Here is a 12,442-nt window from a genome sequence, read left to right as displayed (position 1 = left end):
ACTTTTCCTTATAATCGGAAGCCTTAGTTCCCCCACAGGAGGTCTCCGTGAACTCGGTCCCCGGACGCCGGACGCGCATGCTGGCCGCCACCACCGCGACGGCCGGGCTGCTGCTCGTGGCCGGGTGTTCCTCGGGCGGCGGCGGGGGCAAGACCACCGCCCACGGCGTTCCCCTGGTGAAGGCGGGGCAGCTCACGACGTGCACCCACCTTCCGTACCCGCCCTTCCAGTCGGAGATCGGCGGAAAGGTGCAGGGCTTCGACGTCTCGCTGATCGACCTGGTCGCCAAGAACCTCGGCGTGAAGCAGGCCATCGTGGACACGCCCTTCGAGAACTTCAAGACGGGCGCGTTCCTCAACTCCGGCCAGTGCGACCTCGCCGCGGCCGGCATGACGATCACCCCGGAGCGCAAGAAGAACGTCGACTTCTCGGACCCGTACTTCGAAGCCACCCAGGCCGTCCTGGTCGACAAGAAGAGCGGCATCGACTCCCTCGCGGGAGTGAAGGCCAAGGGGAAGAAGCTCGGCGCCCAGGCGCAGACCACCGGTGAGGACTACGCGCGCAAGCAGGGCTTCGACCCGGTCTCCTTCGAGTCCTCCGACGCGGTGCTCAACGGCCTGCGCACCGGCCAGGTCCAGGCCGTCATCATCGACTACCCGGTCGTCCAGGGCTGGCTGAAGGACAAGGCCAACGCGGGCGCCTTCAAGGTGGTGGACAACCTCAACACCGGTGAGCAGTACGGCTTCACGGTGAAGAAGGGCAACACCAAGCTCGTCGACGCCATCAACACGGCGATCAAGGACGCGAAGGCGGACGGCACGTACAAGAAGCTGTACGAGAAGTGGATCGGCCCGTACGACGAGAGCGCCGCCACGGCCTCACCGTCCGCCTCATGAGGGGCGGCGACGCACAAGTACAGCCCCGCAGGTCCGGCCTGACCCGGCGGCAGAAGCGCACGCTCTCGCGCGGCGCCCAGTACGTCGTCTTCGTCGCGGCCGTGATCGCCTTCGCCGTCACGGCCGACTGGGGACGTCTGAAGAACCAGTTCGCCCAGTGGGACCTGGTCCGGCAGATGTTCCCGGACGTCATCACGCTGGCGCTGAAGAACACCGTGCTCTACACGATGTCCGGATTCGTCGTCGGTCTCGTGCTCGGCATGGTCATCGCCCTGATGCGGCTGTCCCCGGTGGGCCCCTACCGCTGGGTCGCCGGCATCTACATCGAGATCTTCCGGGGCCTGCCCGCCCTGCTGATCTTCGTCTTCGTGGGTGTCGCGGTCCCGCTGGCCTTCCCGGGGACGGAGATTCCCGGCGGTACGTACGGCAAGGTGGCGCTCGCGCTCGGCCTGGTCTCGGCCGCGTACATGGCCGAGACGATCCGGGCGGGCATCCAGGCGGTCCCCAAGGGCCAGATGGAGGCGGCCCGTTCGCTGGGCTTCTCGCACGCGAGGGCCATGGTCTCGATCATCATCCCGCAGGCGTTCCGCATCGTGATCCCGCCGCTCACCAACGAACTGGTGCTCCTCTTCAAGGACTCCTCGCTGGTGCTCTTCCTCGGCGTCACGCTGGAGGAGCGCGAACTCACCAAGTTCGGGCGCGACCTGGCCAGCCAGACCGCCAACTCCACGCCGATCCTGGTCGCGGGCCTGTGCTATCTGCTGGTCACGATCCCGCTCGGATTCGTCGTACGCCGTCTTGAGGCGAAGGCCGGGGAGGCCACCAAGTGAGCAGGCCCGAGATCCAAGTGAAGGACCTGCACAAGTCCTTCGGTGACAACGAGGTGCTGCGCGGCATCGACCTGGAGATCGGCTCGGGCGAGGTCGTCTGCGTCATCGGGCCGTCCGGCTCCGGCAAGTCCACGCTGCTGCGCTGCGTGAACCTCCTGGAGGAACCCACCAGGGGTCAGGTCCTCGTCGGCGGGACGGAGGTCACGGACCCCGATGTCGACATCGACGCCGTGCGCCGCCGCATCGGCATGGTCTTCCAGCAGTTCAACCTCTTCCCGCACCTGTCGGTGACCGAGAACCTCACGCTGCCGCAGCGCCGGGTGCTCGGGCGGGACAAGGAACAGGCGGCGAAGGTGGCCGCCGAGAACCTCAGGCGGGTGGGCCTGTCGGAGAAGGCCGAGGCCTACCCCGCCTCGCTCTCCGGCGGCCAGCAGCAGCGGGTGGCGATCGCCCGCGCGCTCGCCATGGGTCCCGAGGTGATGCTCTTCGACGAGCCGACCTCGGCCCTGGACCCCGAACTCGTCGGCGACGTGCTCGCGGTGATGCGCAGGCTGGCGAACGAGGGCATGACGATGATGGTCGTCACCCACGAGATGACGTTCGCGCGCGAGGTCGCCGACCGGGTCGTCTTCATGGACGGCGGGGTGATCGTCGAGGACGGCACCCCCGAGCAGGTCATCGGCGCCCCGGCCAACGAGCGCACCCGCCACTTCCTCTCCCGGCTGCTGGACCCCGCGATGGCGGACGTGGAGGAGGGGACTCCCGACCAGGTGGACCGGGTGGACCGGGTGGACCGGGAGGGTCAGGGCCCGAACTAGGGTGCAGTCCATGAGCGATCGCGCGGTGCTGCACGTGAAGGGGCGGGTGCTCGTCGGGCCCGACGAGGTCAGGGACGAACTCTGGGTCGTCGGCGGGAGAATCTCCTACGAGCGCCCCGCCGGCGCCCGTGACGTCCGCGGCGTCGAAGGCTGGGTGCTGCCCGGCCTCGTCGACGCGCACTGCCATGTCGGACTCGACCAGCACGGGCCCGTTCCCGACGAGGTCTCGGAGAAGCAGGCGCTGACCGACCGGGACGCGGGCACCCTGCTCGTCCGGGACGCCGGCTCACCCTCCGACACCCGCTGGATCGACGACCGCGCCGACCTCCCGAAGATCATCCGCGCGGGCCGCCACATCGCCCGCACCCGCCGCTACATCCGCAACTACGCGCACGAGATCGAGCCGGAGGACCTGGTCGCGTACGTCGCCCGGGAGGCCGCGCGCGGCGACGGCTGGGTGAAACTGGTCGGCGACTGGATCGACCGCGGCACGGGCGACCTGGGCGCCTGCTGGCCCCGGGACGCCGTCGAGGCCGCGATCGCCGAGGCCCACCGGCTGGGCGCCCGGGTCACCGCGCACTGCTTCGCCGAGGACTCCCTGCGCGACCTGGTCGAGGCCGGCATCGACTGTATCGAGCACGCGACCGGGCTGACCGAGGACACCATCCCGCTGTTCGCCTCGCGCGGGGTCGCGATCGTCCCCACCCTCGTGAACATCGCCACCTTCCCGCGGCTCGCCGACGGGGGTGACGCCAAGTTCCCGCGCTGGTCCGCGCACATGCGTCGGCTGTACGAGCGGCGGTACGACACCGTGCGCGCCGCGTACGACGCCGGAATCCCGGTCTACGTCGGTACGGACGCGGGCGGCACGCTCCCGCACGGACTGGTCGCGGGCGAGGTCGCCGAGCTGGTGACCGCGGGCATCCCACGGGTCGAGGCGCTCTCCGCGACGACCTGGGGCGCCCGGCGGTGGCTCGGCAGGCCGGGGCTCGACGAGGGGGCGCCGGCGGACCTGGTGGTGTACGAGGGGGATCCGCGCGCGGACGTACGCGTGCTGCGCGCTCCGCGCCTCGTGGTGCTGAACGGGCGACCGGTCGGGTAGCGGACGGTGACCTGGGTGTTCGAGGCGGCGCACTCGGTGGTGGGACGCCGGGCAACTCCCGTGCCGTGGGAATCGAATGGATTCACGGATGCGCCACGTTGGAGTGAAGTCACGCCAGGTTGCTGACCGTTCACTCTTAGTACGTAATTCTTTCCGGGTCCCAAGCTTTCTCTCCTGGGGGTCCCACCCTTGAACACCCACTACTTCCGCATGCCCGCACGCCGGTTCACCGCCACCGCGGCGGCCACCGTCCTCGCCGCCGGTCCGGTGGCGCTGGCCGGTGCGGGCTCCGCGCACGCCACCGGCGCGCAGGGCCGGGCGAGCGCCGTCGTCCTGCGTACCGGGCTCGACGTGTCCCTGCTCAACAAGACGGTGAAGGTCCCGCTCGCCGTCTCCCTCAACGAGGTGCAGGCGCCGCGGAGCGCCGAACGCACCGCGCTGACAGCCCGGTTGGACGGTGTGGCCGGCGGCCGGCCGTTCAGTGTGGTGCGCGCGGACGCCGCCACCGCGAAGGCGACGGTGTCACCGTCGAAGGCGGAGGCGTCCACGAACCTCGCGCACGCCAGGATCCATGTCCCCGGGCTTCCGCTGCTCTCCTTGGTCGAGGTCTCACAGGTCACCTCCACGGCGACCTGTGAGGCGGGCCGGAAGCCGGTCGCCTCGACGAACGTGCTGGGCGCGGTGACGGTCCTCGGCAAGAAGGTCACCGTCACGGCGGGCGGCCCGACGGAGGTGAAGGTGCCGGGGGTGGGTGAGGTCCGTATCGACTTCTCCAAGGCGCAGACCTCGTCGCGTACGGCGGCCGCGTCCGCGCTCGTCCTCAAGGTGTCCATCAACCCGTTGAAGCTGAACGTGGCCGAGGTGGAGGGGACGCTGACCCTCGCGGGTGTCTCGTGCGAGGCTCCGGCCGCGCCGGCGCGGCCGGGCGGCGGTGCCGCGCCCGTGTCCGAGGTGACGCCGCAGGGGGCGGCGGCGCAGGCGCCCCCTGCGGCGAAGGCGAAGACGGAGGGGCTGGCCGAGACCGGGGGGTCGTCGGCGACGCCCTATGCCGTCGGGGCCGGGGTGGTGCTGTTGGCCGCGGGCGCGGGAGCGATCGCTCTGGGCCGGCGCCGCACGCGTCCCTGACGCCGGGGTCCTCGCCGGGTGCGGGTGAGTGGGGGCTGGTCGCGCGGTTCCCGTGCCCCGGCCCCGGCGGGTGGGGTGGTCGGGTGCCGGCCGGTGGGGGCTGGTCGCGCAGTTCCCCGCGCCCCTTAAGGGGGAATGGCCGTGCCCGGCGTCATCAGTGCGGGAACTTTCGGCGCGGGCTCGCCTGTCCAGCCCGTCCGGCGTTCGAGGGCGAGCCCTTCGGGCGATCGGGGGTCTGGGGGCGGAGCCCCCTGGTACGGATGATGGGGGTCCCCCTGTTCGAGCGAAGCCGAGAGCTTGGGGGAGGGTAGGGGCGGCGGGGGCGAAAGAACCCCCTGCCGCACCCCCCGTCTCAGCTCCCCGCCGCCGCCATCGCCCGGTCCAGCGCCTGCAGGAACCCGTTGACGGTCGCCCGGTCGCGTACGGCCAGGCGGAGCCACTCCTCCCCGAGCCCCGGGAACGTGTCCCCGCGCCGCACCGCGAACCCCAGCCCGCGCAGCCGGTCCCGCACCGCCGCCGCCCGGGGCAACCGCACCAGGACGAACGGACCGTCCGCGGGCTCCACGACCCGCAACCCGTCCGGTTCGAACTCCCGGAGGCCCGCCACCAGATGGGCCCGGTCCGCGGCGACCCGCCGGGCCGCGTGGCCGGCCTCCGCCAGCGCCCGGGGCGACACACAGGCCTCGGCCGCGGTGAGCGCGGGCGTGGACACCGGCCACAGCGGCTGCGCCCGCGACAGCTCCGCGATCGTCCCGGGATCGGCGAGGACGTAGCCGATCCGCAGCCCGGCCAGCCCCCACGTCTTCGTGAGGCTGCGCAGCACGACCAGTCCGGGCACGTCCGTCCGCCCGGCCAGCGAGTCGCGTTCTCCCGGCACCGCGTCCATGAACGCCTCGTCGACGACCAACGTCCGTCCGGGCCGGGCGAGTTCCGTGAGCGACGCGGCGGGGTGCAGTATCGACGTCGGGTTGGTCGGATTCCCGATCACGACGAGGTCCGCGTCCTCCGGCACCGCCCGCGGATCAAGCCGGAAGCCGTCCTCCTCGCGCAGCAGCACCCGGTCGACGGCGTGCCCCGCGTCCCGCAGCGCCGCCTCCGGCTCGGTGAACTGTGGGTGCACCACGACGGGCTGACGGACCTTCAGGCCGCGGGCGAGCAGCACGAAGGCCTCGGCGGCGCCCGCGGTCAGCAGCACCCGCTCCAGCGGCAGCCCGTGCCGCGCCGCCACCGCGGCCCGTGCGGCCCGTCCGTCCGGATACGCGGCGAGGCCGCCCAGCGACGCTGCGATCCGCTCGCGCAGCCACACCGGAGGCGTGTCCGCGCGGACGTTCACCGCGAGGTCGGTGAGAGCCGGACCGCCGTCCCGCACCTCGGCGTCGCCGTGGTGCCGCAGATCGTGCCCGTCCGCCCGGGTGGCGTTCCCGTCGTGCCCGGGATTCCCGGCGTCGTCAGTGCGCATGGGAGGGGGAGTGCGCGGGACCACCGTGGTGGTGCCCGTGGTGACCGTCGTGGTGGTGGCCGTCGTCGTCCGGATGGAAGTGCGGCTGCTGGGGGAGCCCCACCTTGTCCTCGAAGCCGGGCAGCGCGACGCGGTAGACGCAGGAGTCGCAGTTCATCCGCAGGTCCCCCCGCACGGCCTCCCGGTACCGCTCCATGACCAGGTCGAGCAGCTCCGGCTCCGGACCGATGACGTCGGCCGAGCGCACCTCGACGTCGGGGTGCGCCGCCGCCCAGCCCTCGGTCTGCTGCCGCACCCGGTCCGGCAGGATGCCCGTGAAGAGGAAGTAGGGCAGGACGACGATCCGGCGGGCGCCCAGCCGCACACAGCGGTCCAGACCCGACGGCACGTCCGGCGCGGCCAGCGACACGAACGCCGTCTCCACCCCGGCGTACCCGCGTCCCTCCCACAGGAGCCGCGCCGCCTTGTGCACCTCGGCGTTGGCGTCCGGGTCGGTGGAGCCCCGCCCGACGAGCAGCACGGTGACGTCGGCCCGGTCCGCGGGGGTACGGGCGGTGCCGCCGAGGACCTCGTCGAGCCGCCGCTCCAGCACCGCGAGCAGGGACGGGTGCGGACCCAGCGGGCGCCCGTACGTGTAGGAGATCCCGGGGTGCCGCTCCTTCTCGCGGGCCAGCGCGGCCGGGATGTCGCCCTTGGCGTGTCCGGCGGACACCAGCATCAGCGGGACGGCGGCGAACCGTCGTACACCCTGGTCCACCAGCTCGCCCACCGCTTCGGCGAGCGGGGGCGGCGACAGTTCGATGAAGCCGCCGGCGACGGGAAGTTCGGGGTGGCGGCGGCCCAACTCCCTTACGAAGGAGCGGAAGGCCTCGGCTCCGGCCTCGTCCCGGGTGCCGTGTCCGGCGATGAGCAGGGCGGGGGGCGGGGTGGTCACGGTTTCTCCTTCGGTACGGGGTGGTACAGCAGGGCGTTGAGCGCGGCGGCGGCGACCGCCGACCCGCCCTTCTCGGACACGTTGCTGACAGCGGGCAGTCCGCTCTCGCGCAGCGCGGCCTTGGACTCGGCCGCGCCGACGAAGCCGACGGGCAGACCGATGACGAGCGCCGGATCGGCGTGCAGGGTGAGGAGTTCCTCCAGGGCGGTCGGCGCGCAGCCGATCACCCAGAGCGCGCCGGGCCCGACGTCCTCGTACGCGAGCCGGATCGCGTGGGCCGACCGGGTCAGCCCCGGACCGGACCTGGCGTCCCTGAGGCGGCAGACGGTGTCGCGGCGGGTGATGCCCGCCGCGACCATCTCCACGTCCACCACGACCGGTGCCCCGGCGTGCAGCGCGGTGTGTGCCCCGGCCAGGGCGCCCTCGTCGGTGACGAGGTCGCTCGCGTAGCCGAGGTCCGCCGCGGAGTGGACGACCCGCTCCACGACGGCACGTGTCAGTGGCGGGAAGTGCGAGGTGTCCAGACGGGCGCGCAGCCGCCGGAAGGACTCCTGCTCGATGGGGTGCACGACCCGGGACTCCGGGAAGGCCTGGCTCACTTGGGCTCCTCCTGCCAGCGGTAGCCGCGCGGCGTCACCATGCGCCCGGCGATCTCGCGGGTCGCCGTGTTGCCCACGGTCACGACGGTCATCATGTCCACCGTCGCGGGATCGAGTCCCGCGAGGGTGGTGAGGCGACTGCTCTCGTCGGGGCGCGAGGCGTTGCGGACGACGCCCACCGGCGTCGTCGGCTCCCGGTGCCCGGAGAGGATCGCGAGCGCCTTCGGGAGCTGCCAGTCGCGGCCCCGGCTGCGGGGGTTGTAGAACGTCACGACGATATCGGCCTCGGCCGCCGCCCGTACCCGCCGCTCGATGACCTCCCAGGGGGTGTGGAGGTCGGAGAGGCTGATCGAGACGTGGTCGTGGCCGAGGGGCGCGCCGAGGATCGCCGCCGCCGCGAGGGCGGCGGTCACCCCGGGCACCCCGACCACGTCGATGTCGTCGGACGCCTCGGCCAGCGCGGGGGAGGCCATCGCGTACACGCCCGCGTCCCCGCTGCCGATCAGCGCGACGGCCTGCCCGCGCCGGGCCTCGGACACCGCCGTGCGCGCCCGCTCCTCCTCGGCGCCGAGCCCCGACTCCAGGATCCGGGTGCCGGGCCGCAGCAGATCGCGGATCTGGTCGACGTACTGGTCGAGCCCGACGAGCACCGAGGCCCGGCGCAACTCCTCCCTGGCCCGGGGGGTGAGCAGGTCACGGGCGCCGGGACCGAGCCCGACCACCGCCAGTCGGCCGCGCGCCGGGCGGCGTACGACCGCACAGGTGGCCATGGCGGGCTGCCCGTCCGTCCGCGCCGACTTCCGCTTGGGGACCAGGAGTTCACCGCCGCGCACCAGGGCCGCGGCCTCGGCCACGGAGGGCGTGCCCACGGCGGCGAGCGGCGCGCCGGAGGGGTTCGGCACGTCGACCGTCGCCAACTCCCCGGCGGTGTACGTGACCAGGGGCACCCCGAGCCGCGCGGCGGCCCCGACGACGCCGGGCTCCTCGGCCTTGGCGTCGACGGTGGCGAGCTCGGCGACGGACCGCGCGGACAGCCCCGCGTCCCGCAGGGCGTCCTCGACGAGCCCGAGCACTTCGTCCACGGGGGCGCCCTTCGAGGCCCCCACGCCGACGACGAGGGAAGGCGGGCGGAGGATCACCAGACGCTCGGCGGCCGCGACGACCCGGTCGGTGACCCGGACCGTGTACGCACCGTCCGCCGCGAACGGCAGCGCGGGCAGCGGCCAGACCGTTGCGGCGTCCAGGCCGACGGGTTCACCGTCCAGCAGGGCCCGGCTCACCCCGGCGACGTCTCCCTCCACGGGAAGGCCCAGCGTGTCCAGGCCGGGCACCCCCACCGCGTCCGTCGCCGTCGTCACCACGGGCTCGGCGCCGAGCAAATCGCCGACCTCACGCGCCAGTTCGTTCGCTCCGCCGCCGTGCCCACCGACGAGGGACACGGCGAACCGCCCGGCCTCGTCGACACACACGACCCCGGGGTCGGTCGTCTTGTCGTCCAGCAGCGGTGCGATCAGCCGCACCACCGCGCCCGTGGCGAGGAAGCACACCAGCCGGTCGCACTCCCCGAAGGCGCGCCGTACGGCGTCCCCGACGGACCCGGCGTCCCCGCCCGACCCGTCGTACACGCGGGTACGAGCGGGCCAGGCGGCGGCCAGCCGGTCACGGGCAGCCGCGCCCGCCGCCGTGGCGGAAATCAGGCCGATCACTGGGGGACTCCTTCGGTACGGGCCGGGGGCCGGACGCCCCACAGCAGGAAGACGGGATTGGTGGCCGCGAGCCGGGTGACGTTCCCCGGCAGCGGCGCGAGCCGGGAGGACTGCAGAAGCACGCCGTCGCAGGCGAACCCGGCGGCGTCGAGCGCGTCCCGGGCCGCCGGGACCCGGTCCAGCGCGGCCATGGCGACGACGACGGCCCGCCGGGCGCGCCGCGCGCAGGCCGTCACGATGGCGGGCAGCTCCCGCCCGCCACCGCCGATGAAGACGGCGTCCGGATCGTCCAGATGGGACAGCACGGTGGGCGCCGCCCCGTGCACGACCCGCACCTCGACCCCGTGCGCCCCGGCATTGGCGCGGATCCGGTCGCAGCCGTCCCGCGTCTTCTCGATCGCGGTGACGGCGGCACCGAACCGCGCGCACTCGACGGCGACGGACCCGGAGCCCGCCCCGACGTCCCAGACCAGGTCACCGACGCGTGGCCCGATCCGGGCCAGCGCGAGCGCCCGTACCTCGAACTTGCTGATCATCGAGTCGCGGTGGGCGAACTCGCTCTCGTCCAGGGCCCAGCGGTCGGGGCCGGCGGCCGGCCCGGCGACCGTCCGCACGGGAGCGAGGGCACGCGACTCGTCCAGGCACAGGACGACGCTGACCGCCGTACCCCAGTCGCGGGCCGCGGCCTCGGCGGGCGTGACCCGCTCCACGCGTTCGCGCGCGGGATCGCCGAGGGCGCTCGCCACGACGAGGACGCGTGCGTCGGAGCGGTGGGTGAGGGCGGCGCCGAGTTCGGCGGGGCCGGAGCCGGGCCCGGTCAGCACGGCCACCTTCGGGTGGGACCGGCAGACGTGTACGGCGGTGCGCAGGTCACGCCCGTGGGCGCTCACCACCACCGCGTCGTCCCAGGGCAGCCCGAGCCGCGCGAAGGCGGTCGCGACCGACGAGACACCGGGCCGGACGTCCAGCCGCTCCGGCCCGAACCGCTCGGCCAGTGCCCGCACGATCCCGAAGAACCCGGGGTCGCCGGAGGCGAGCACGACGACCCGGCCGCCCCGCGCCCCTTCCGCGCCCTCTCCCCGGTCCTCGTGCTCCGTCTTCGCCACGTACCGCTCGACGGTGTCGAGGGCGGGGGCGAGCGGCCCGAGGACGACCTGTTCGGCGGCCGCCGGCGGCCGCGCGGCCGCCAGATGGCGCCGGGCCCCCACGACCAGGTCGGCCCGCGCCACGGCGGCCTCGGCGTCCGGTGGCAGCGGCGCCCCCGTCCCCGTACCGACGACGGTGATCACGACGTGCTGCCGCGCCGCGCCGCACGCAGCTCCGCGCGGGCCCGCGGGTCGGCCTTGCGGAAGCCGTGGAAGTGACCGGGGTGGTAGAGGTGCGAACGGGTGCCGCTCGCGTCGAGCGCCGGACCGACCAGGAACAGCGTGTGCTTCCAGAGCTTGTGCTCCTTGACCGTCTCCTCCAGGGTCCCGATCGTGCACCGGACGACCAGCTCCTCGGGCCAGGTCGCCTGGTAGGCGACCACGACCGGTGTCGAGGTCGGATAGCCGCCCTCCAGCAGTTCCCGTACCAGCTGGCCGCTGCGGGCCGCCGACAGGAACAGCGCCATGGTCGTCCCGTGCCGGGCGAACTCCCGCACCTCCTCGCCGGGCGGCATCGGCGTCTTGCCGCCGCCGAGCCGGGTGAGGATCACGGACTGCGCGACCTCGGGAATCGTCAGCTCGCGCAGGGCGAGCGCGGCCACCGCGGAGAAGGAGGAGACACCGGGCACGATCTCGGTCTCGACGTCCAGGTCCGCGCACCGGTCGAGCTGCTCCTGCGTGCCGCCCCACAGGGCCGGGTCGCCGGAGTGGATCCGGGCCACCTTCAGGCCCTCACGGGCGGCGCGCTCGTACACGGCGACGACGTCCTCCAGGGACATCGTCGCCGAGTCCAGGATCTCCGCGCCCTCTCGCGCGTGTTCGAGGACCTCGGCCTGCACCAGGCTGGCCGCCCAGATCACGACGTCGGCCTCGGCGATCGCGCGCGCGGCGCGGAACGTCAGCAGGTCGGCGGCGCCGGGCCCGGCCCCGACGAAGGTCACCTTGCCGGTGGGGGCATCGGCCATGGGAATCGGTCCTCTCCTACGAAAACTCGGGTGCTGCGAAAAGATTTCGGTAGCCGGATCGGTGGCTTCCCGGCCGTTGGACATGCGAGACCGGGGCCTGATCGGATAGCAAGGGCTTATGGCGGTCCTCGTCGCGCTCGGCGCGTTCCTGATGACGCTGGCCGGCGGCTGGACGGCACAGCGGGTGACCGACCGCCGTCATCTGGTGCTCGGTCTGGCCGGTGGGCTGATGCTGGGCGTGGTCGGCCTGGACCTGCTGCCGGAGGCGCTGCGCACGGCGGGCGACGAGGTCTTCGGCGTACCGGCCGCGCTGCTGCTGTTCGTCGCCGGGTTCCTCCTCGCCCATCTGGTGGAACGGCTGCTGGCGGCCCGGCAGGCCGCGCACGGCGGCGAGGAGTGCACCGGCCGGGCGCCGGAGGTGGGCCTGACGGCCGCCGCCGCGATGGTCGGCCACAGCGCCATGGACGGCGTCGCGATCGGCGCCGCCTTCCAGGTGGGTGGCGGCATGGGCCTGGCGGTCGCCCTCGCGGTGGTCGCGCACGACTTCGCGGACGGCTTCAACACATACACGATCACGAGCCTGTACGGGAACGCGCGCCGCAAGGCGATCACGATGCTGTTCGCCGACGCGGCGGCCCCGGTCGTCGGCGCCGCCTCCACGCTCTTCTTCACCATCCCGGTGGACCTGCTCGGCGGCTATCTCGGCCTCTTCGGCGGCGTACTGCTGTACCTCGCCGCCGCCGAGATCCTGCCCGAGGCGCACCACGAGCACCCGGCCCGCTCGACCCTGCTGTTCACGGTCGGCGGCGCGGCCTTCATCTGGCTGGTGGTCGGCCTCGCCGGAACCGGATGATCTTCCGTGG

General features: G+C 73.4%; 12 protein-coding genes. 6 read left to right on the top strand and 6 right to left on the bottom strand.

Features of this window, described 5'->3' with window-relative positions:
• The first annotated feature begins 47 nt into the window (after positions 1 to 47).
• The 5 genes from OHB41_RS13350 (at position 48) to OHB41_RS13330 (ending at position 4,771) form a co-directional block, all read left to right on the top strand.
• Positions 48 to 896, top strand: coding sequence for a transporter substrate-binding domain-containing protein (locus OHB41_RS13350; protein WP_266698214.1), 849 nt, complete (start codon positions 48 to 50; stop codon positions 894 to 896).
• Entirely contained in the window at positions 893 to 1,726 is an 834-nt protein-coding gene (locus tag OHB41_RS13345; RefSeq protein WP_266698213.1) for an amino acid ABC transporter permease, read from the top strand. Before OHB41_RS13350 ends, OHB41_RS13345 begins: the two co-directional genes overlap by 4 nt.
• Positions 1,723 to 2,544, top strand: a complete 822-nt coding sequence (locus OHB41_RS13340; RefSeq protein WP_266698212.1) for an amino acid ABC transporter ATP-binding protein — start codon at positions 1,723 to 1,725, stop codon at positions 2,542 to 2,544. Before OHB41_RS13345 ends, OHB41_RS13340 begins: the two co-directional genes overlap by 4 nt.
• Before the next feature lie 10 nt (positions 2,545 to 2,554).
• A complete protein-coding gene (locus OHB41_RS13335; RefSeq protein ID WP_266698210.1) occupies positions 2,555 to 3,646 on the top strand; it encodes an amidohydrolase family protein in 1,092 nt (363 codons plus the stop codon).
• A 189-nt stretch (positions 3,647 to 3,835) separates the two neighbouring features.
• A complete protein-coding gene (locus OHB41_RS13330; protein ID WP_266698209.1) occupies positions 3,836 to 4,771 on the top strand; it encodes an SCO1860 family LAETG-anchored protein in 936 nt (311 codons plus the stop codon).
• A gap of 352 nt (positions 4,772 to 5,123) precedes the next feature.
• Here OHB41_RS13330 and cobC read toward each other — a convergent pair whose 3' ends face one another.
• Genes cobC through cobM form a run of 6 tightly spaced genes read right to left on the bottom strand, consistent with a single transcriptional unit; the run spans position 5,124 to position 11,579 of the window.
• On the bottom strand, positions 5,124 to 6,230 hold the full coding sequence (cobC, locus tag OHB41_RS13325) for an Rv2231c family histidinol phosphate aminotransferase CobC (RefSeq protein WP_266698208.1): 1,107 nt from the start codon (positions 6,228 to 6,230) through the stop codon (positions 5,124 to 5,126).
• Positions 6,220 to 7,164, bottom strand: a complete 945-nt coding sequence (locus OHB41_RS13320; RefSeq protein WP_266698206.1) for a sirohydrochlorin chelatase — start codon at positions 7,162 to 7,164, stop codon at positions 6,220 to 6,222. Before OHB41_RS13320 ends, cobC begins: the two co-directional genes overlap by 11 nt.
• A complete protein-coding gene (locus OHB41_RS13315) occupies positions 7,161 to 7,763 on the bottom strand; it encodes a precorrin-8X methylmutase (protein ID WP_266698205.1) in 603 nt (200 codons plus the stop codon). The genes OHB41_RS13320 and OHB41_RS13315 overlap by 4 nt, the downstream gene beginning before the upstream one ends.
• On the bottom strand, positions 7,760 to 9,469 hold the full coding sequence (gene cobJ / locus OHB41_RS13310; RefSeq protein WP_266698203.1) for a precorrin-3B C(17)-methyltransferase: 1,710 nt from the start codon (positions 9,467 to 9,469) through the stop codon (positions 7,760 to 7,762). Before cobJ ends, OHB41_RS13315 begins: the two co-directional genes overlap by 4 nt.
• Positions 9,466 to 10,758: a precorrin-6y C5,15-methyltransferase (decarboxylating) subunit CbiE gene (gene cbiE, locus OHB41_RS13305; protein WP_266698201.1), complete on the bottom strand. Its 1,293-nt coding sequence runs from the start codon at positions 10,756 to 10,758 to the stop codon at positions 9,466 to 9,468. The genes cobJ and cbiE overlap by 4 nt, the downstream gene beginning before the upstream one ends.
• Complete coding sequence (cobM, locus tag OHB41_RS13300) at positions 10,755 to 11,579, bottom strand: precorrin-4 C(11)-methyltransferase (RefSeq protein WP_266698199.1); 825 nt, start codon at positions 11,577 to 11,579, stop codon at positions 10,755 to 10,757. The genes cbiE and cobM overlap by 4 nt, the downstream gene beginning before the upstream one ends.
• Before the next feature lie 118 nt (positions 11,580 to 11,697).
• On the opposite strand from cobM, the gene OHB41_RS13295 reads away from it, so the two are divergent.
• A complete protein-coding gene (locus tag OHB41_RS13295) occupies positions 11,698 to 12,432 on the top strand; it encodes a ZIP family metal transporter (protein ID WP_266698197.1) in 735 nt (244 codons plus the stop codon).
• The last annotated feature ends 10 nt before the right edge of the window (positions 12,433 to 12,442 follow it).

Origin of the sequence: Streptomyces sp. NBC_01571 (genome assembly GCF_026339875.1) — a bacterium.
GTDB lineage: Bacteria > Actinomycetota > Actinomycetes > Streptomycetales > Streptomycetaceae > Streptomyces.
This window is presented reverse-complemented; position numbering and strand designations above follow the sequence as displayed.

Excerpts from the sequence above, each read along its gene's own strand:
- OHB41_RS13345 (WP_266698213.1), top strand. The coding sequence starts at position 893 with ATGAGGGGCGGCGACGCACAAGTACAGCCCCGCAGGTCCGGCCTGACC.
- OHB41_RS13335 (WP_266698210.1), top strand. The coding sequence starts at position 2,555 with ATGAGCGATCGCGCGGTGCTGCACGTGAAGGGGCGGGTGCTCGTCGGG.
- cobC (WP_266698208.1), bottom strand. The coding sequence starts at position 6,230 with ATGCGCACTGACGACGCCGGGAATCCCGGGCACGACGGGAACGCCACC.
- cobM (WP_266698199.1), bottom strand. The coding sequence starts at position 11,579 with ATGGCCGATGCCCCCACCGGCAAGGTGACCTTCGTCGGGGCCGGGCCC.
- OHB41_RS13295 (WP_266698197.1), top strand. The coding sequence starts at position 11,698 with ATGGCGGTCCTCGTCGCGCTCGGCGCGTTCCTGATGACGCTGGCCGGC.